Genomic DNA, 18,722 nt, shown 5'->3' with positions numbered 1-18,722 from the left:
CTTCGTTAGGCTGTAATTAGGCTAAAAGAAAGGAAGATACAATATGACAAAGAAAATTGCAGTACTAGTCACTGATTTAGTGGAAGATGTCGAGTTAACTTCCCCGAAAGAAGCTTTAGAAAAAGACGGTAATGAAGTTGTTTTGATTGAAAAAGAAGCGGGTAAAGAAATTACTGGTAAACAAGGGAACACCTTTACCATCGATACCAGCATCGATGATGTAAAACCTGAAGATTTTGACGCGTTGTTAATTCCTGGTGGTTTCTCACCGGACCAATTACGTGCAGATCAACGGTTCGTGGACTTTGTGGCTTATTTCTTGGAAAATGATCGTCCGCTATTTGCTATTTGTCACGCACCACAACTATTTATCCAAACCGGTTTAACTGAAGGCCGCACAATGACCGCTTACGATACGGTTCGTCCCGATATCGCTTATGCTGGCGCCAATGTGAAGGATGAAGAAGTAGTTGTCGATAGAAATCTAGTAACTAGTCGGAATCCTGATGACATTCCAGCATTTAACGAGAAAATCGTTGAAATTCTAAATGCATAACTGAAATTTCGAGATTCTGTGTATTGTAAAATATGCAGGATCTTTTTTTGCCAGTATTACTTTTCGCAGTTTAATAAAGGAAGAAAGAAGTTCCTAAACAATAAAATAAAACCGACACGTGAAGTCTAGTAAGATGGTATGCGTACGAAAATAAGACTCATTTTTCCTGCTTTTGGAAAAATGAATACTCCAGCAAAGAGCTAGCTGCCAGTGTTACTTTTCGCAGTTTAATAAAGTAAGAAAGATATTCCCAAACAACAACCGAAAACTGACACGTGAAGTCTAGTAAGATGGTATGCGTACGAAAATAAGACTCATTTTTCCGGCTTTTGGAAAAATGAATACTCCAGCAAAGAGCTAGCTGCCAGTGTTACTTTTCGCAGTTTAATAAAGGAAGAAAGAAGTTCCCAAACAATAAGAGAAAACTGATAATTAGCATATAATTTATCTAAACAAGATTGGAGGAGGCAGTGTTCATGAAGCAAAAGATAAGCATTCGTCCTTTTGAAGATACTGATCGCCAGCTAATGGTTACTTGGCTATACCAGGACTACGTAAAGAAGTGGCTGATTCATCCGGAAAACTGGTTGGCGGAAATTGATCAACGTCATGATAAATTTAATTGGGTTCACCACTATATTGTCATGCTGGGGGATCAGCCGATTGGATTTTGCCAATATTATGATTGTTATCAAGCGAAGGATTTAGAAGAATGGACAGAGGTACAGGAGCCGAATAAAATTTTTAGTATCGACTATTTGATTGGTGAAGCTGAGTACATCGGTCAGGGGTATGGCAAACAAATTGTTCAAGAGCTGGTTCAAATTATCCAGCAGCAAGAAAAAGAGGCGGAAGAAATTATTGTTGAGCCAGATCCACAGAACTTTGCTTCTATTGAAGTATTGGAAGCAAACGGCTTTGTCTTTGACCGCTATTATAGAAAAAAACTATAAAACCCACTCTCAATGACGCAGAGAGTGGGTTTCAGTTGATAGTTTAGTAATTTGCTCGTGGACCGCCGATGTATTTAGCGCGACTTCTTAACGCTGTTACGTGGGCGCCACCTAGTTCTTTGATAGAAGGACGAACCGGCACTTGTACATGTTTTACATGCATGCCGATAGACGTGTCACCAATGTCTACGCCAGCTTGGGCTACAATATGCTCCACTTCCACTGGATCAGTAAATTGTTCGAAGGCAGCAACTGAACAAGAACCGCCAGCATGCAACGCTGGTTTCACATTCACAATTTCCCAGTCCTTCTTCTCAGCCAATTCCCGTTCAACAACTAAGGCACGATTGATATGTTCGCAGCCTTGAATAGCCAAGTAAATATCTTTTGGATCAAGAATTTCCTTTAAGGTTTCAATTACCCATTCGCCAACTTCTTTACTGGAGTTTTTCCCAATCATGCCACCAACGATTTCACTGGTGGTACAGCCTAGGACAAATACGTTGCCGGGCTTCAATTCAGCTTCAGCTAAAACATCATTTACAATGGTCGTTAAGGTTTCTTTCAATTCTGTTTTTTCCATAGTCTAAAACTTCCTTCTATTTTAATTGGACGCGATGAACGATTCGTTGAAGTGCTTGATACAAGGGAACAGTTACGGCGATACCGAAAAGATTTTGTACGAGATTCGTTGGCAATGAGGCTAAACCGGCTGGCCAGCTGTATAAAAAGGATGTCGCCAGTGCATAGCCTGCGATCATAAATAGACTCGCAGCAGTAAAGCCCGCAATCATTCCTGTCCGTGAGGATATCTTTTGATAAACCGCACCCAGGATAAGTCCTTGCACACCATGAATAAGGATGGAGAAAAGAGCCCATTCGGGATAGCCGGAAATTAAGTCAATTAACCCGCCGCTCATAGCCCCAACAAATAATCCTCCCACAGGACCAAACAACAAAGCGGAAGTATAAATTCCCGCCTCACACAAGGTCACAAAGCCTCTAGTTGCCGGAACCGGAAAGATAAACATCAGGGACAAGGTCACCGTCAAGGCGATCATCATGGCTAAAGTAGTTAACGTCTTTATCTTCATTTTATTCCTCCTGTCAGGTAAGTAAAGTAATTCGTATTCTTTAGGGGGTTACACCCGAAGTTGTGTCTGGATACCACACATTGCCTTCACCATTTTTTAAGATGATCCCATGTTGAATGGCTTGATACACATATTTTTTACTTTTCTCAATGGCTTCAAGCGGTGATTTGCCTAATACTAAATTTGAGGCAATCGCTGAAGCGAAGGTACAGCCAGCGCCGTTGATGGTTTTTGCTTCTAATTTAGGTTTACGAAAGACTTCGAATTGTTTGCCATCGTAATATAGATCGATTGCTTGTTCACCGATTAGTCGTTGGCCACCCTTAATCACAACAGATGTTTGTCCTTCTTGGTGGATAATTTGGGCAGCTTTTTTCATGGAAGATTCATCGGTAATTTCCATCTGGCTTAACAGCTCGGCTTCTTTTAAGTTAGGTGTCACCAAATCTGCTAAAGGAAACAATTCACGCATTAACAATTCGCGATATTGTGATTGATAAACTTCGGTGGTTTCCTTAAAAGCCAGAACCGGGTCCAACACAATCGATACATCCTGCTGCGCTAAAAAATCTTTGATAATCTGGATTGACTCCGAATTATGAATCAAGCCGATTTTAATTCCGGATAAGTCCACTCCTGATTGAATCGTCTGTAATTGCTGTGCTAAAAGATCAGGGGAAAGATCTTGAATGATAAATTCGTTATCTTCAACTACAGCAATACAGGTAATCGCCGTTAAACCGAATAATTGATAATGTTCAAAGGTTTTGAGGTCAGCTTGAAGTCCTCCGCCGGCTAAGGTATCTGAGCCAGCAATAGTTAATATAGTTTTTGCCATAATAACCTCCTTATGCTTTCTTATTATAATACTCGTTATTAAAATAAAAACAGCCAATTGGTTGTTTTCTTGCTCATCCAATTTTTAAAAGATGAAACAGTTGTAGGAACGAACAAAATCAGTTAGCATAAAGGAAAAGAAGGAGGAATCACGTATGAAAGTATTTGTTGCAGGAGCGACTGGGCGCGTTGCCCAAGCGTTGATTGAACGTTTAGTTGAAAAGGGACATTTTGTCTATGCTGGGGCACGACGAGAAAATGAAATTCCCGAAAATGAACAGGTAAAACCGGTTCATTTAGATTTACACGGGGATGTGGCTGACTTAGCTAAAACATTAGGGGATGCTGAAGCTATTTATTTCGTAGCTGGTTCTCGGGGAAAAGATTTGCTGCAAACAGATCTGTATGGAGCAGTGAAATTGATGCAAGCAGCTGAGCAGCAAGGGATTGGCCGTTACATTCAATTAAGCTCGCTATTTGCTCTAGTTCCTGAAAATTGGAGTGACACTATCACAAACTATAATATTGCTAAATTCTTCTCGGATTCTTGGTTAATCGATAATACTGATTTGGATTATACGATTGTACAGCCAGGTAATTTGAAAGAAGAAGAGGGCAGCGGCAAAATCACCACAAGCATCGAAAAACGCAGTGAGAATTCGATTGAAAATGTGGCGACTGTATTGGCAGAAGTTCTGGAACGTCCTAACACTTACCAAAAAGTCATCTTGATGGGTGACGGCGATACTCCAATCGACGAAGCTCTTTCTAACATCTAAAAAAATGCTGCAGGCCAAGATTAGGTCTGCAGCATTTTTGTTAGTCGTAATATTTAATTTCCGCTTCTTGTTTGTCAAAGTCTAACAGCAGCTGGAAGCCTTTTTCATCTTTGTCTTGATCCCAGATCTCGACAAAGTGAGGCATAATTTCAATCAAAATCTCAGTATCTTTATGGGGGTAGGCATTATAGCTTTTGTCCCAGTGCTCTTTATAAAGCTCCTGGAAAACTTGGCCGGGTTCGTCCACTACTAGTCCGTGATTGACTGCTTGGCCTTCGATTTGCACACCCCAGTAGCAAATAGCCACATTGGGATTTTCCAGCAGCTGCTTGGTTTTACGGAAGTTTTTGTCCGTTTTAAATAAAATGCGGCCTTCGTGGATAATCACACTGACATTGCGAACCGTTACGTGATCATTTAAGCTGGTAGCTAGAGCCATAATTCTTTTTTTACCCAACTTATCATACATTTGCATTGTTGCAGGTCCCCACTCCATCAGCTAAACTCCCTTCTCAGGAAGATTGCTCGCAAGCGATCCAAGGATAAGTAAACAACACTGGTACAGACGCCAAACTTGATCAGGTTAAAAGGAACGATCCCGATTAATACTAATTTCCAAACGCTGTCCACAAAAGGATTAACGGCTTGGGTCATAGCGATGACTGCTTCCATTGATAGTCCATATAAAGTTGCGTAAAAAGGGATGATGAAGTAAACGTTTGAGACACAGGCCACAATAATTGCACAAAATGTCCCTAAAAGCATGCCGTTGAGTGCTTGATGTTTATTGCTGGCCCGTTTGTAAATGAACCATGATGGCAGGATGAAGCTGGCGCTCAAAATAAAGTTTTGAATTTCGCCAGTAAACATGGAGCTGGTTCCTGAAGTTGCTAGTTTTATTAACAGTTTGATAAGTACGATGAACAGTCCTGAAACCGGACCTAATAAAAAGGTTCCGATCATTTCCGGTACACCAGCCAGGTCAAAGTCCATAAATGGCGGCATAAACGGCAGTGGGAATCTGAACATCATTAGGAGATAAGCGATGGTACCGAGTATTGCAGTTAATACGAGTTTTCTTGCAGTGAATTTCATTCTTGTCACACCTTTCTTAGACATAAAAAAGAACCTTACAACAAATTCGCAAGGCACAGCAAGTAGAAAAAAGGTGCTTGAATAAACCAATGATTAGACTGGTCACTAAACACGCCTATTTTTCTTCTTCCATCCAGACTGTACTGTCGGTCTCAGAATTGCACTGAGTCAACCTAAAAAGGCTCGCGGACTATCACCGCCGGTCGGGAATTTAACCCTGCCCTGAAGAACTATTGTGTTCATTTTCACATAGGTTATCTGAAATTGCAAGCGGTTTTTAATTTTTTTCTTATTAAACTATCGACTTTTTCTCATCAAAGACTGAAAAAAGCAGGAGGAGATGTGATAAACTAGACGAAGAAATGTTCTACAGAAAAACTATCTTACGGATGAAATGTGGTGATTCCCATCATAAAAAAATCAAAAGCCATCAACTATTACATAAAAGAAAAAGGCCTGACCAGGACTCAAGCAGAATATCGCTGGAACAAAACCCACAAGCAGTATGAAGAGCTTGAAGCGTTGTTTCTGGCTATTTATGCTGAAACTAAAGTGAGCTATCAGGAAAAACCGCAAAAGCTGAAGAATTTGACTAAATATCAATGGTTCAGCTTCGCTTTGATTTTTATCGTGCCTTTTGTAGTCGTCTCAAACTTCAATGGTGATAAAACTGAGTTGTTCTATATTGTGCTCTTTATTTTTCTGGTTGCCAATTTCGGTATTGCTGCTCACATCAATCAAAAGAGAACTGAAGCACTGCAAATACGAAAAGCTGAATTCCTGATGCGGACGGATGAGGAAATCGCCTATAAGTTAAGACGGATTCAGCAAGTCGAAATTGCCATGTATCATCAAAAGCCGGAGCTTTTATTGGCACTTCACCGAATGAAACCAAAAGAAGTAGAGGTGAAGCCTGATGAAGAAAAAACTAACGGAGATGAGTCTGGGGGAGCTATGGCAGTTATTTCCCATCGAGCTAAGAGAATCACGAAGCGAGTGGTGGAACGATTATCAAGAAATCGCAGATAAATTAAATAGCTGGCTGCCTGAAGAAGCAGTTGTTCGTATTGCTCATATCGGCAGTACCGCGATTAAGGGTATTAAGGCCAAAAATATTGTTGATGTTTTAGTGGAATTTACGTCGGAAACCAACTTAGAATCGATGGCTCAAATATTGGAATCAAATGGTTGCATCATTATGTCTGTTAGTGAGACTCGTATTTCGCTGAATCGCGGGTATACGCCGGAGGGCTTTGCTGAGAAGGTCTACCATATTCATTTGCGCTTTGCCGGAGACAACGATGAACTGTATTTTCGTGATTATTTGAATCAATTTCCGGAGCTTGCTAAAGAATATGAAGCTTTAAAGGAAAAATTAGCCATCGATTTCAAATACGATCGAGATCAATACACATTGCAAAAAAGTTCTTTTGTGGAAGAGATGACCAAGAAAGCCAAAGCGCTGTATGGAGTGAGATACTAGTGTGGGATCAATCTAGAATCGTGCATTGGTTTTGAAACAGCGCAACCGAAGTGAAGAATCAAATACTGATTAAATTAGAGAACTTCTGAATCAGCCGGGGGTTAAAGAACTTTTTTAGGAGACTCCCTTGGAATAGGTGAGTCTTTTTGCTGATGGCTAGATTTAGGTTATCGTTAGTAAAATGAGAACTAGGATGATAGAATTATAATAAAGGGAGGAAATGCGATGCAAGATGATTGGTTGATGCGTCAGTTGCAAATTGTTCCTAAGCAATTGCCAACGATTAAACAAACCAATAATGATCCGTTAATTGATGTAGAGGATACGCTAACAGGTGAGAAGCGATCCGTGTCACTGACCCAGTATATGCATGAGAGTGTTTTGCTGCGGAATATTTGCAGGGCAGAGGATGTCTTTTTCGCCCATCTTCATGAGTTAACGAGTAAACAAATCACATCAATTTCTTCATGGTTCTATCAAAAGCTGGCTGCCATCCCTGAAACCGAGCTCATCCAATACAATTTTACCATGGATGAGATTCACCAAGGGCAAGATGAAATCCGACGACTTTTGAAGCAGCGAACCGACTGATAACTTAAAAAGTGTGGTGGAAATATGGCAAATTTAGCAAAAGATATTATGCGCTGGCTGGAGCACCCAGCCAATGGGCAGGGCCGACCTGCCGATCAAGCAGCTTATTTCGATAAGTTGTGGAATGATTTAATCCTGGAAATTCAACGTATCGAAGGGTGTGAAGCACCGATGGATTACGAAGCCGATTTTGCTCGAATGGCCCAGTATTCCGGCCCCCTTTATCGGATTCATCAAGAGTTTGAGGAGAAGCATCCATTTGGTGTAGTAGAAAATACCTCCTTTGTATCCTGGACCAAGCAAAAAGATTTCTTGGATTTTTCTTGGTTAGAAAAGGGGAAGGAAGTCTTGCTGATTGAAGGAAAGGCTGAATTTCCAGACATTGGCATTGATTTAGTCGGCATTAAAAAGTGGGCGAATATGTACGATCATCCTTTATCTTTCAATCAATTTGAAGCCGAGCAAGAGGTTGTGTTCCCGTTAATGTTTGAAAATATTGTCAACATGAAGATTAAAGAGATAGCTTGAGGCATTTTAGCCCCAGGCTTTTTTTGGGGTGATATGTTGTAGGGGGTCTGGTAAACTAGTTGTAATAAAGAAACTTGGAGGTGGATGATGGTTGAACGATTGAAAAACGGCGGGTCGGCACTTATTTGGATAATTGTGTATATGCTCTTCTTTGCATTCAGTCTTAGTTTTTTATGGGAAAGCGGGAATCTAATAGGTCTTTCGGAAGTGAATAGCAGCAATCTTTTAAATAAGGCTACCAGTGATTTTATTGTTAATATCGCGTGGGCTCTGCTGTTTATTGGGCTAGTTTACCGGAAGAATCGTAGAATGGCTGATATAGGTCTTACTAAAGAATCGCCTAAACTAGTTATCGGTCTGATAATTATCTATTTCGGAATGTTTCTTTTAAACCAAGATTTTTCGATTCATGGCTTTTATCAAGCTTATTTTTATTTATTTGCGGTCGCCTTTAGTGAAGAGATCATCTTTCGCGGTTTCTTGTTTAATCAACTGGAAAAAGTTACAAGTATGTGGCCAGCGATTATCATAAGTGGAGCCATCTTCGGCTTTATGCACGCGATTTTACCATCTATTGTGAGAGGTGATACTTTTTCGCAATTCTTAGTCAAAAGCATGAGTGAACTAGGCGGCATGGGGATACTAGGCAGTTTGTTTTATATCTTTCTTTACAAGAAAAGCGGAAATTTGTGGGTACCAATTTTGATACATGCGATTTTGGACTATTCACGAGTATTTGGGGGCGCCTAAAGGAGGGCTCAATGATGAAAAAGCTGTTGGCTAGAATAAAAGGATTTTTCTTTGAGGAGAAGAAAACCGATTCTGTAGTGAAGACACCAGGCAACCAACTGCATGCTAACGCAGAGATTACTAATAAGCTGAAGAAGTTGGATCGGGAAGAAAAAAAGAAGTGAAAATAATACGTGAGGTTCATGGAAACGGACTAAAATTATCGCATATAAAATAAATGACTATAAGGTAACCACAGCAAATAGAAAAGGTTAAATCTTATTGTTATTATCTAAACCATCTGTTGGTGCAGCGTGATTTTTGTTAAGATAAAAGAGCATTAGGGTGAGTTTTGTTAGGTAATACTGTTTACCTAAGGAGACCAAAATTGATTACTATCGTCAGCATACAAGATTTTTATGCAAGCGGCTTGGCATTTTCAGACTATTTTGAAGAAGAGCTGTTTGAGTATTTTATCCAACAAGACGGATTTATGGATTACAATCCGGTTGACCAGTGGATGTATAGCAAAAAAGGAGAGCGCATCTTCTCCGTCGAGTAGCAACCAGGAGTCAATGCGCTCTTATTTAGCTTGCTTTTTAACTTGTTCCAGCAGCTTAGTCAAATCGGTCCGGTCCCACAATTCAACGTCCAATTTCTTTGCCAACTGTTCCGCTGATTCAGTAAAATAGCTGTTAGTTACAACAATCGCTTTATCAAGAGAGTAGTAGCCAATCCCAGCATGAACTTCCTGTACAGCCTTGTTGCCAACTTTCTTTTTCCAGCGTTTACACTGAATTCCCAGCTTTACGTCGTCTTTTTTTGCAATGATATCGATTCCTTGATCACCGTAAGCCTGGGTGACTTTGGGTTTAATATAGCCGGCCTTTTCCAGCAGAAAAGCCATGTATTCCTCGAATTCTATGCCTTTCATCTGATCAATGTTGGCCAGCTCAGCTTTCGAGAAACGTTTAAGCTTGCTGAAGTAAGGGTAGAGTTCAGCAACTACTCCTAATAGGATTAGGACTACGCCAAAATACATATAATTTACTGACATCGAAAAGTAGTAGCGGAAGATAATCAGCAAGATACCGAAGAAGACGACTGAGAAGTTATCCTTTTTCAAATGGTTGATTCCTTTCTGATATGAAATTTCTTCAATTATACCATGTAAAATAGGAGGAGAGACCTCTAAAATTGACCGTTCATGACTAAATAACGGCCGTTTATGAAGAAGAAGCAACAACATTATTTTAGTGCTAAGATAAGAAAAAGGGGTGAGAGTGATAGAAAAAATAGCAGCAGATGTTCTATTAACCCAAGAAGATTTAAGAACCGGCGAAAGACTGGAAGTAACAGTCCGTGGGAAAACTAGTATACAAAATCTAAAAGCCGAAGGAGCAATCGCATTGATTAACAGTATTAATGGTGATCAATTTGACAATAATGAGGATTTCAAAAAAATAGTTGCGCAGTTAAAAGAAGCTGTAACAGATTTGGAGACTTCAAAGTATAGAGTATAAAAAGTGAATTTTTTCACATGAGCTAAGAAATTTTTTTGATCAGCTTGTAAGTGTTTCAATTGAAACTTTGTTGAATTCGTTTTGATTTGTGCTGGATAGAAATTTATTTTGTGTCTGCTTTAAGTTTTTCCTGGAGTCAGCAAATTTGAACTACTAAGGAAAAATTCTAGGCTGATAAATAATTAGTCGAGGAAAATTTATCAGAGAAAAACTCTAAGTGAAATAGTTTTTAGAATAAAATCGTAGTTTTGAACGGAAAAACAGATAATTTTGTACGGTAAAATGTCGGGATTGGATAAACAGCTGTGAAAAGCCATATATAGATATGTGGAATTTGATCGGTTGATTGGGATCACTGATTAACTAAAACTTTGTATGTAACTTTGCTTAATGTATATTATGTAAACTAAAATAAAAAATTCGAAATTATTGGCCTAAATCAGCTATCCCAGTCTTATAGGCATTTCAGTAGTTTTTTGGCGTTAATTCGATAAATTTATGCTTTTTAGAAGCTTTTTGCAATTAATTCGGCATTTTCTGCTTTGTTTTCTCTTTTGTTTACTTCACGAACTTTCAATTCTATTCTGCAAACTTGCGAAAAAATTCCAAAGAAATTGTTTGCTGCGGCAATTTCTTTGGAGTTTTCTTTAGTTACTTCATTTTTAGTTCTTGATCGTTTATTTTGACTGATTCTACTGTTTCAAACTTATCTAGTTCATCTAAACCAAATTGCCATTCAAAGTAATCATTTTCTTGTTGATATTCATAGGCTTCAACTAAAAGCTCTTTAGTTGTTCCATCCTTAAATACTAGCTCGATCTTGCAATCGTTTAAATATCCGACATGATCAAAGCTCAATGAAATTGGCGACAAACGAACATTTTTTAGTTGAACTTTCTGATCGTCAATTTTTACCATTTGATCAGGTAAATTTTCAGCTGGCAGCTCTTGTGGTTCCTGTAACTGGATTGCCCATTGTCCCTTTTGGTAAACTTGCGATTCAAAGCCTTCAACAAACAAATCGTAATTTTTCAGCGCATTTTCTGGGATCTCGAATATATGTTCGTAATAATCTGGTCGATCTGTTTCATTATCGTGTGTACCAGCATCTACACCGTAAGAAGCGATTTCACTAACCACTTCCCCAGTCTCGCGATTTTTTAGACTGATAAAAGTTGCTGAATCAACAGTATTGAGTTCTTTTGTTTGTAAATGCAGTAGACCCTCCTTGAAGCCTAATGCTGAAATAGCTGCGTACTTGCCCAGCTCAATCGGATTTGCTGCTGGTTCTAAGTACGTATTAGCGAGCTCATCGAACTTCAGTTTTAGTCGCTTCATAGCTTTGGGATCGTTTCCGCCCCCCAGTCCTTCGTTTGCCGGACGTTTTTGCCAAGCTTCAGTCTGTGGTACTTCTTGCCAATTTACAGGGTAGCTTTCTAGAAATTCCTTTTTACTGCTTGTAAAGCTTTCTAATAAATACCCAGGCTTGATATTATCACCAAAATCAATTGCTTGGGTGATAATTGTCGCAGTTTTGGTGGTTTTATCATAGTCAACCACGCGGCTGTTGCCGCCGTTTAGCATTTGCCAGCTGGAAATTTGGGTATCTTCAGACAGACGATCACCGGTTAAGTCAGTCAGCTGAGCGACGAAATAAGTGGTATTTCCGTCTTTAAAGGAGCCGATTGCTTTCAGGCGAATCCCTTGATCCTCTACTTCTTGGTCCAGACGATCCGAATTGGCCAACAATATTTCCGTTTCGGAGCCAAAATTCTTTTGGTAAATCAAGGTTAGCTCGTCACGAAATGTGAAAGCCGTCAGCAGCAATATACTGGCCGCTGCTATAGCAATTGCGATCACTCTTGGATTGAATCGGCTTTTTTTAGGTTTCGCCAGCTTTTTAGCTGCAAATTTTTCTTTGATGTTTTGGGCGTTGTTTTCTGTATAAGGAATCTCAGAATAGTTTAAAAATTCCTCCAGCTGCTGATCGGTCAAATGTTCAAAGGGGTGTTTTTCGATTTTTTTACTCATAGGTATTCACCTCATTTATAAACTTTCGGTATTCTAGGAATTCCTGCAGCTTTTTCTTGCCGCGGTACAGTCGATTATCAACTTCTTTGCTGGATAATCCTAGCTGCGATTGAATTTCGCTAGGTTTCATTTCGTAGAAAAAGCGTAGAATCAAAATCCGCCGGGTTGGTTCTTCTAGCAGCATAACGGCGTCATAAAGTTCCTGCCAGGCTATCTCTTCCTCCGCTTTTGGAATATTGGAAAGATATTCTTCACTGATTTCGCTAATATTTTCGTGTTGATGTCGTTGTTTGGATTTTAATTTGTTTAAGGCCATACTTTTCGTCATGACGACTAAATAACTTTTGATTGAACCTTTGCTTGGTTTGTATTTTTCTGGCTGCTGCCACAAACGCAGAAAAACGTCACTGACGACTTCTTCAATATCCATTTGCTGGCTTGAGTTTTTAGCGGTCAAAATTGTTGCGGCCACCGCCCACAATAATTTGCTGTATTGATCCATTAATTGATCAAAAAACTGTTCGTCGCCTGCGATTATTCTTTTGCGAACTTCTTCATCGGTCATAGCTAACCTCCCCTTCACTAACAATACAATCCGATTTGCTGGAATTCCTCATTAACTTGCTAATTTGTTCAAAAAAACTCTCCTTAAACAAAGGTATCTTGTCTAAAGAGAGCTTGCTAGTTACATGTACTAGTTTTCTATTGGTTTTACATATATTTCTTATGCGATATTATTATTTGCTTATACTATACGATCTTTATTCCTAATCCAGCAGCAATCGTTAATGCCTGCTCTTGGTTAACAGTCAAATTCCGTAGCCGATCCTGCGATAATATGATCCGTTCGAATTCATTCGTGGATAAGTCTAAGCCTGACATCGTGGTGTTCATCCAATTACTATTGGTTAACTCATTGTTCTCTAAAAACAGATGCTTCCAGGTTGCTTCGAAGAATTCACTATCGTTTAACTGGCAATTATCGAATTGGACGTTCTTCACATTCGTCGCACTAAAGGAAGCGAAATTAGCGATACAATTGGTAAAACGGCAATCCCGTAAATAGCTTTCTGCAAAATTTGTGCCGGTTAGTTTGCATTGATCAAAAACTACTTGGTGAAAACTGCCGCCGATCCAGTCTAAATTTGACAGGTCGCACTTCTCGAAAACAACGTTGCTGCACTCTACTCGCTCCAAGCGAGTGCGCTGCATCGTGATTTTCTTTAAATGGGAACCTTTAAGCATCAAATTTCGGGCACTTAAATAGCTGTAATCGAGGTCTTCAATTTTGATTCCTTCGAAAGTTACCTCGTCTTCCAGATAAAAATCTTCGGTAAATTGTGTGGGTAAATTCGGTGGTGCTGGACGGTGTTTGTCTAAATTGGCTTTCTTACTGATAGTCCATCAAACCTTTCCTTGATTTTCGCTTATCCATCCATTATACCAATACTCCCAGCAAATACCATCACTCGCTGAAATCTATTTCTATGTGACCGATTGATGATGGTGTTGGCTTACCGGTTTTAAGGTCCTGCTTACCAGGCATTAAATACATCAAATCCTGTTTTCCTTCCATGTAGGATTGGCTGAAGGTTCCATGGACAACCTCTGCCAGAATTGTCGCAGTCAGATCACCCTCGATTATTTTAGCCGCATCGCCTACCTTACATTCCAACACCAGCAAGCTTTCTTTTATGACTGGATCAGAAACGACTTTAGCCGGAGCTTGAGTAAAACCACCTATCCGACAGTTACGTGCAAGTGGTGAAAGCGATACTTCATCTCAACCTCCCCTTTCTAGTCAATCACCCAATAACTTTTGCCATCCTTCGTGCGATTCATAAATCCATATTCAACCAAATAACGACGCAGCGTAACGTAATCCTCATGAATCAGCAGCAAAATTTCGTTCACCGCAGCTTCGGAATAATTTTTACTAGAGTCGAAGCCTTCGACAATTTTACCTAATACAATTACCTTGCGCTTTTCTTTGCTGGGCAAGGAAGTGAGTCGTCCTTCCTTCGTAAAATAAGTCGCTAGGACTTTTGTTCGTTCAGCGGGTGTAATATGATAACGTTCATCGATCATCCGGGCGCCGCGATGCGGGGGAATAAAAGGTTCGTCCTTCAATAAACTCATGATGCTGAGAAAGACCTTGGCCTGCTTCTCCTTCTCCCGCAGTTTGAACCGATGATTTCTAACTGTCGAAGTAGAAATTCCTAAGCGCTGGGCAATGACTGAATCACTTAACTGACGAGCAAACAATTCCAAAATATCCTGTTGGCTTTCACTTAATCCGCTGATTTCCTTGCGCTGGGCAATCAACGATCCTAATGCTCCGGCATGCTGCGTATTCAGATGATGGACCATCGCCTTTTGGGCCAGAGCTTGTTTCCCATCCACGGGATAAATATAGCCATCCTCATAAATCTGGTCACAATACAGGCAATGATATACCTCATCTTGGTACTGATAACCTTTTTGATAGTCTTCAATCGTCTCCTCCACAGCGTTCATCTCCTTCTCTATCTACTAATATACTAACAAATTATGAATCCGTTTACAAATAGACAAACGATCATTTTTTAGGCATTAACTTTTCGTGAATGCCTGAATTGTGTCATACTAAAATAGAAGAAAGAGGTGATCGGATGACATCCGTGATGTGGTTTCGACGTGACTTACGTCTAGAAGATAATACAGCTCTGTATCATGCCTTCGAGGATTCCGATGAGTTGGTACTGCTTTTCCAAGTCAATCCAGAGCAATTTTTAGCTGACAGCAGCAATCATCAGGCGTTTTTTGCCAGCGTGGCTCACTTCCAAGAGACTGTGAACCAGAAGATGCATTTGCAGATTCTTTTCGGGAATCTGGAGGAAAGCTTTACTAAATTGAAAAAAACAGTAAAAAATTGGGACCGGGTCTATTTTAATTTGGACGAACGCGGCTTCGGGGCGGAACGAGATCAGAAGATGCGGGAATTTTTCCAGGAGAATCAGATTATTGTTCATGATTATATGGATCATCATCTCCATGGTGCTACGGAGATAAAAAATCAAAGCGGCGACCCTTACAAGGTATATACTCCCTATTACAATCAATGGAAGCAGCTGACTAAACCAAAGCCGGTGAAAGTAGCTATTTCTGCTGATAAAGTAACTAAAGACACTTTGTTCCCAGAAGATGAGGAAAAATTTGCGGAATTAGTGGCGAACCTTCTTGATAAGCCTCTATATGAAGTAGGAACCAAAGCGGCGAAGAAGCAATTAGAGAATTTTCTGCTGGAAAATGTTGTCGATTATTCAAAGGCACGAGATTTGCCGGCTGAAGATCGAACCAGTCTTCTCTCCCCTTATTTACGGACGGGAGAACTTTCTATTCGAACCGTTTGGCAGCAGCTGCAGGAAGCAGATGACTCAGAAGGAAAGCAGACCTTTGAAAAAGAATTGTGTTGGCGGGATTTTTACAACATGATTTATGCGGCCAATCCTAAGCAAAAGCAGCAGCCGATCCAAACCAATTTCCAGTTTATTCAATGGGACAACGATGATGAGAATTTCCAACGTTGGCAGGAAGGCAAAACCGGTTATCCGATTGTGGATGCGGCGATGCGTCAACTGAACCAAACCGGTTGGATGCACAATCGTCTGCGGATGATCGTGGCTTCGTTTTTGACAAAGGATTTGCTGATTGATTGGCGACGGGGAGAAAAATATTTCCAGCAGCAGCTGATTGATTACGATCCGGCAAGTAACATCGGCGGCTGGCAATGGGCTGCATCTACAGGAACGGACGCGGTTCCTTACTTCCGCATCTTCAATCCGACGACTCAATCAGAGCGTTTTGATGCGGAAGGTGAATTTATTCGGAAATATGTACCGGAATTGAAGGATCTTCCCAATAAGTTCATCCATCAGCCGGAAAAGATGAAGGAAGCTGAACAGCGGGAATACGGTGTGATACTGGGAGAGGACTATCCTTTACCAATTGTTCACCACAAAGAAGCACGACGAAAAGCCTTATCCGTATACGAAAACAGTCGTGAGTTCGCCAAAGAAGTTCCTGATGATTCCTCTGATGAAGAATAAAAAGCACTGAAATTCCTGATAAGGGATTTCAGTGCTTTTTTGGATGTGCTATTCCAAGCTTTGATGAAATTGCTTCAACTGCTGCTTTATTTCTGGCGGTAATTGTCTTTTGGGAATCCCTTGAACAGCTCCTTCAATTCCGTACAGCATATTCAAACAAGCTCCAGCATCTCGTTGCATGCGAATTTTCAAAAAGACGTTCTCTGTGCCGTTTTGTCTTAACGCTTCTGGTGAATCAATCCCGATTGCCACTAAATGCTCAGCTAAGACTTTCCCTACATTAGGCAAGGTTATTAATTGTTCCATAACTGATCCCTCCATGCTGGCAATTCCTTCATCATCGTTTCTACCACACCAACGGCTGCTTTGTCATCAAGGCCTTGAGTACGAGTAACAAAGTCGATCAAGTTAGAACGTTTTTCTTCAAAGGATTGCATCTCGCCATTTTCCTTGGCGCAATGCCGACAGTAATTCTTTGTAACGTCTCCTAGCGCATGATCTGCTGGCTTTTCCATTGGCATGCCGCAAGCAATACATTTTTCCATCTCACTCAACCTTTCCGAATCAATTTTATATAAGTCGTTATCCATTCATCCCTATATCGGGCAATCACCGATTCTTCAGAAGCAAACATCGCTTTGTTTTGCAGATAATAATGGATGATACCCAGCCAGGTGTTAAACAGCATATGAGGTGCAACAGCTACAATGTCTTCTTTCTCCAGCAATAGCAACAGATGAGATGAAAGTGTCGATTGATAAGCGAATAGTTTTCGCTGAGTCGTGGCAGGCAATGAATTCAAGCTAGTAATCAGCTGGGTATAAAAGGCTTCCTTCTCCTCTAGCATTTCCAGATGCTGTCGTAGAAATTCTTCTAATGATCCGGTTGTTTCGGTTACCTGATGGATCCGTGTGTTCAGCTCCTCAAAAAATGAACGGATTACTGCATCGATTAAATCTTCTCTAGTTGGGAAATGGAGAAATAATGAGCCATGAGCTACTCCAGCAGTCTTCGCAATTTTACTAGTAGACAGCTGAAAGCCTTCTGCGGCAAACAGGTCGCTGGCAGTCTCTAAAATAGTTGTTCTAGTCTGAAGTTTCTTTTTTTCCCGAATTGTTCCTGTCATTTCACTGACCCTCCACTCACTGAGTATACACTCATTCTATTTCCGCCCGCTATTTCTGTCAATAGTTGCCTTCAACATCACCCGTGGTATGATAATTATAGTAAATACAGAAAGTGGGACCCTTATGAAGACCTGGCAAAGCATTCAGCAAGTATTAGATTATATTGAAGCGAACTTGGACCAGTCACTGCCGATCACCGAATTAGCAGCGATTGCTTATTTGTCCCCTTTTTATTTCCAGCGATTATTCAAAAAGCTGGTTGGGCGTCCGGTTATGGAATACGTGAAGCTGCGCCGTTTAGCAAAATCCTGCCAGCTGCTGGCAACCACCGATCAACGAATAATTGAAATAGCTTTAACTGTTGGTTTTAACAGCCATGCTTATTATACGAAGGCTTTCAAGTCGGCATATGGGATGACCCCCGATGAGTATCGCTTAAATCAGCCGGCTTTACATCAGATGCTGAAGCCGGACTTAACGATGAAACAAACGGTCATAGCAGAAAATGATTCCTTTATTGCGGAAAATATGGTGGTGACCATTACTCGCCGACAGTTAACCAAACCTGAGTATTATCAAGGGGTGGTTGGGAAAATGCTGATCGCTAATAATATTCCTGTGGGAGGAGCAACCGGAATGAATCAAGCCGATGGCATTTGGACTGAGTTTCACAAGTTGAAAAAACAGCGGCCCGAGCTGTTTACTGAAGACATTCAATTGGGCGCTTCTTTCTTAAAAGATCCATCTGTTGATCCAACATCCTTAGCACCTACCGAAAGCTTCGACTATTTTGCCGGCGGTAGAGTTGAAACATTGGATGAACACCTGGAAACCTGGATTATACCCCCAGGTGAATACATCGTTTGCGGCTGCGAAGCGGAAAATACACCGGAAGCCCGCAACATCGCTATTGCTAAAGCTCTTGGTTATTTGCTGGGAACCTGGCTGCCTAGTCAACAATTGGTCACTGAACCTTATTCCCTAGAAAAATACTTTCCGGCGAAAAATCCAAACACTGTCTACCAAGAAATTTGGGTAGCACCCTTGCAGATCTAGAAACAACCCTTTCGACGAGATTGTTACTATTTATATAGAAGCTTTTAAGCAAGTCAAAGAAACACAATTCGATGACAAACATTAAGGAAACGTCACAAACCTCCTATTTAGTTTGACGCTTTTTCACAAAACCGATAGAATAGATAATGATTGCACTTTCAGTGATAAGGAGCGTTATATGTCTCAATTAAAAAAATATAAACAATTTATTAATACCCGCATCGGCTTTTTTAGCTTACTGCTATTATTATT

General features: G+C 40.4%; 27 protein-coding genes and 1 riboswitch. Of the genes, 13 read left to right on the top strand and 14 right to left on the bottom strand.

Annotation, left to right across the window (positions count from 1 at the left end):
• Positions 1–43: 43 nt before the first annotated feature.
• Together JZO70_RS13900 and JZO70_RS13895 are read left to right on the top strand one after the other, a co-directional pair.
• Positions 44–556, top strand: coding sequence for a type 1 glutamine amidotransferase domain-containing protein (locus tag JZO70_RS13900; RefSeq protein ID WP_207674193.1), 513 nt, complete (start codon positions 44–46; stop codon positions 554–556).
• A 476-nt stretch (positions 557–1,032) separates the two neighbouring features.
• Complete coding sequence (locus tag JZO70_RS13895; RefSeq protein WP_207674192.1) at positions 1,033–1,509, top strand: GNAT family N-acetyltransferase; 477 nt, start codon at positions 1,033–1,035, stop codon at positions 1,507–1,509.
• Between the two features lie 43 nt (positions 1,510–1,552).
• Here the strand turns inward: JZO70_RS13895 and JZO70_RS13890 are convergent, their stop codons facing one another.
• Genes JZO70_RS13890 through JZO70_RS13880 form a run of 3 tightly spaced genes read right to left on the bottom strand, consistent with a single transcriptional unit; the run spans position 1,553 to position 3,441 of the window.
• On the bottom strand, positions 1,553–2,092 hold the full coding sequence (locus tag JZO70_RS13890) for a TIGR01440 family protein (protein ID WP_207674191.1): 540 nt from the start codon (positions 2,090–2,092) through the stop codon (positions 1,553–1,555).
• A 16-nt stretch (positions 2,093–2,108) separates the two neighbouring features.
• A complete protein-coding gene (locus JZO70_RS13885; protein ID WP_207674190.1) occupies positions 2,109–2,603 on the bottom strand; it encodes an ECF transporter S component in 495 nt (164 codons plus the stop codon).
• A 40-nt stretch (positions 2,604–2,643) separates the two neighbouring features.
• Complete coding sequence (locus JZO70_RS13880) at positions 2,644–3,441, bottom strand: bifunctional hydroxymethylpyrimidine kinase/phosphomethylpyrimidine kinase (RefSeq protein WP_207674189.1); 798 nt, start codon at positions 3,439–3,441, stop codon at positions 2,644–2,646.
• Between the two features lie 154 nt (positions 3,442–3,595).
• Here JZO70_RS13880 and JZO70_RS13875 point away from each other — a divergent pair, with 154 nt between their 5' ends.
• Positions 3,596–4,219 (top strand): NAD(P)H-binding protein, encoded by a 624-nt coding sequence (locus JZO70_RS13875; RefSeq protein ID WP_207674188.1) that lies wholly within the window; start codon positions 3,596–3,598, stop codon positions 4,217–4,219.
• Between the two features lie 40 nt (positions 4,220–4,259).
• On the opposite strand, the gene JZO70_RS13870 is transcribed toward JZO70_RS13875, so the two are convergent.
• Together JZO70_RS13870 and JZO70_RS13865 are read right to left on the bottom strand one after the other, a co-directional pair.
• Positions 4,260–4,715, bottom strand: a complete 456-nt coding sequence (locus JZO70_RS13870; protein ID WP_207674187.1) for a pyridoxamine 5'-phosphate oxidase family protein — start codon at positions 4,713–4,715, stop codon at positions 4,260–4,262.
• Positions 4,715–5,314 carry an ECF transporter S component gene (locus JZO70_RS13865; RefSeq protein WP_207674186.1) on the bottom strand — a complete coding sequence of 200 codons (600 nt, stop codon included), beginning with the start codon at positions 5,312–5,314 and terminating at the stop codon, positions 4,715–4,717. Before JZO70_RS13865 ends, JZO70_RS13870 begins: the two co-directional genes overlap by 1 nt.
• A 117-nt stretch (positions 5,315–5,431) precedes the next feature.
• A riboswitch (FMN riboswitch) is annotated at positions 5,432–5,548 on the bottom strand.
• 288 nt (positions 5,549–5,836) lie between these two features.
• On the opposite strand from JZO70_RS13865, the gene JZO70_RS13860 reads away from it, so the two are divergent.
• The 7 genes from JZO70_RS13860 to JZO70_RS13830 all read left to right on the top strand — a co-directional run bounded on the left by JZO70_RS13860 (position 5,837) and on the right by JZO70_RS13830 (position 9,207).
• On the top strand, positions 5,837–6,343 hold the full coding sequence (locus tag JZO70_RS13860) for a hypothetical protein (RefSeq protein WP_207674185.1): 507 nt from the start codon (positions 5,837–5,839) through the stop codon (positions 6,341–6,343).
• Positions 6,231–6,797 carry a GrpB family protein gene (locus JZO70_RS13855; RefSeq protein ID WP_207674184.1) on the top strand — a complete coding sequence of 189 codons (567 nt, stop codon included), beginning with the start codon at positions 6,231–6,233 and terminating at the stop codon, positions 6,795–6,797. Before JZO70_RS13860 ends, JZO70_RS13855 begins: the two co-directional genes overlap by 113 nt.
• A gap of 225 nt (positions 6,798–7,022) precedes the next feature.
• A complete protein-coding gene (locus JZO70_RS13850; RefSeq protein WP_207674183.1) occupies positions 7,023–7,388 on the top strand; it encodes a DUF6483 family protein in 366 nt (121 codons plus the stop codon).
• A gap of 24 nt (positions 7,389–7,412) precedes the next feature.
• The gene (locus JZO70_RS13845; protein ID WP_207674182.1) at positions 7,413–7,916 is read left to right on the top strand and encodes a hypothetical protein; all 504 of its coding nucleotides are present in this window, start codon (positions 7,413–7,415) and stop codon (positions 7,914–7,916) included.
• An 87-nt stretch (positions 7,917–8,003) separates the two neighbouring features.
• Positions 8,004–8,666, top strand: coding sequence for a CPBP family intramembrane glutamic endopeptidase (locus tag JZO70_RS13840; RefSeq protein WP_207674181.1), 663 nt, complete (start codon positions 8,004–8,006; stop codon positions 8,664–8,666).
• Between the two features lie 11 nt (positions 8,667–8,677).
• Entirely contained in the window at positions 8,678–8,830 is a 153-nt protein-coding gene (locus JZO70_RS13835; protein ID WP_207674180.1) for a hypothetical protein, read from the top strand.
• Positions 8,831–9,033: 203 nt separating this feature from the next.
• Entirely contained in the window at positions 9,034–9,207 is a 174-nt protein-coding gene (locus JZO70_RS13830; protein ID WP_207674179.1) for a hypothetical protein, read from the top strand.
• 21 nt (positions 9,208–9,228) lie between these two features.
• Here the strand turns inward: JZO70_RS13830 and JZO70_RS13825 are convergent, their stop codons facing one another.
• Positions 9,229–9,771, bottom strand: a complete 543-nt coding sequence (locus JZO70_RS13825; RefSeq protein ID WP_242703948.1) for a restriction endonuclease — start codon at positions 9,769–9,771, stop codon at positions 9,229–9,231.
• Positions 9,772–9,928: 157 nt separating this feature from the next.
• Between JZO70_RS13825 and JZO70_RS13820 the strand changes: the two genes are divergently transcribed.
• Entirely contained in the window at positions 9,929–10,168 is a 240-nt protein-coding gene (locus tag JZO70_RS13820; protein ID WP_207674178.1) for a hypothetical protein, read from the top strand.
• Positions 10,169–10,819: 651 nt separating this feature from the next.
• Here JZO70_RS13820 and JZO70_RS13815 read toward each other — a convergent pair.
• The 5 genes from JZO70_RS13815 to JZO70_RS13795 form a co-directional block, all read right to left on the bottom strand.
• A complete protein-coding gene (locus tag JZO70_RS13815) occupies positions 10,820–12,199 on the bottom strand; it encodes a hypothetical protein (protein ID WP_207674177.1) in 1,380 nt (459 codons plus the stop codon).
• Positions 12,192–12,764, bottom strand: coding sequence for an RNA polymerase sigma factor (locus JZO70_RS13810; protein WP_207674176.1), 573 nt, complete (start codon positions 12,762–12,764; stop codon positions 12,192–12,194). The genes JZO70_RS13815 and JZO70_RS13810 overlap by 8 nt, the downstream gene beginning before the upstream one ends.
• Before the next feature lie 185 nt (positions 12,765–12,949).
• Positions 12,950–13,597 carry a pentapeptide repeat-containing protein gene (locus JZO70_RS13805; RefSeq protein ID WP_207674251.1) on the bottom strand — a complete coding sequence of 216 codons (648 nt, stop codon included), beginning with the start codon at positions 13,595–13,597 and terminating at the stop codon, positions 12,950–12,952.
• 67 nt (positions 13,598–13,664) lie between these two features.
• On the bottom strand, positions 13,665–13,877 hold the full coding sequence (locus JZO70_RS13800; RefSeq protein ID WP_207674175.1) for a hypothetical protein: 213 nt from the start codon (positions 13,875–13,877) through the stop codon (positions 13,665–13,667).
• 119 nt (positions 13,878–13,996) lie between these two features.
• Positions 13,997–14,716 (bottom strand): DUF2087 domain-containing protein, encoded by a 720-nt coding sequence (locus tag JZO70_RS13795; RefSeq protein WP_207674174.1) that lies wholly within the window; start codon positions 14,714–14,716, stop codon positions 13,997–13,999.
• Between the two features lie 134 nt (positions 14,717–14,850).
• Here JZO70_RS13795 and JZO70_RS13790 point away from each other — a divergent pair, with 134 nt between their 5' ends.
• On the top strand, positions 14,851–16,287 hold the full coding sequence (locus tag JZO70_RS13790; protein ID WP_207674173.1) for a cryptochrome/photolyase family protein: 1,437 nt from the start codon (positions 14,851–14,853) through the stop codon (positions 16,285–16,287).
• 48 nt (positions 16,288–16,335) lie between these two features.
• Here JZO70_RS13790 and JZO70_RS13785 read toward each other — a convergent pair whose 3' ends face one another.
• From JZO70_RS13785 to JZO70_RS13775, 3 genes are read right to left on the bottom strand one after another with little or no spacing between them, the layout of a single operon-like run.
• Complete coding sequence (locus JZO70_RS13785; RefSeq protein ID WP_207674172.1) at positions 16,336–16,593, bottom strand: TfoX/Sxy family protein; 258 nt, start codon at positions 16,591–16,593, stop codon at positions 16,336–16,338.
• Complete coding sequence (locus JZO70_RS13780; protein WP_207674171.1) at positions 16,581–16,832, bottom strand: zinc ribbon domain-containing protein; 252 nt, start codon at positions 16,830–16,832, stop codon at positions 16,581–16,583. The genes JZO70_RS13785 and JZO70_RS13780 overlap by 13 nt, the downstream gene beginning before the upstream one ends.
• Before the next feature lie 5 nt (positions 16,833–16,837).
• Complete coding sequence (locus tag JZO70_RS13775; protein WP_207674170.1) at positions 16,838–17,413, bottom strand: TetR/AcrR family transcriptional regulator; 576 nt, start codon at positions 17,411–17,413, stop codon at positions 16,838–16,840.
• 124 nt (positions 17,414–17,537) lie between these two features.
• On the opposite strand from JZO70_RS13775, the gene JZO70_RS13770 reads away from it, so the two are divergent.
• Entirely contained in the window at positions 17,538–18,470 is a 933-nt protein-coding gene (locus JZO70_RS13770; RefSeq protein ID WP_207674169.1) for an AraC family transcriptional regulator, read from the top strand.
• Positions 18,471–18,722 lie beyond the last annotated feature (252 nt).

It is taken from the genome of Candidatus Enterococcus moelleringii (assembly GCF_017377575.1).
Taxonomy (GTDB): domain Bacteria; phylum Bacillota; class Bacilli; order Lactobacillales; family Enterococcaceae; genus Enterococcus_A; species Enterococcus_A moelleringii.
This window is presented reverse-complemented; position numbering and strand designations above follow the sequence as displayed.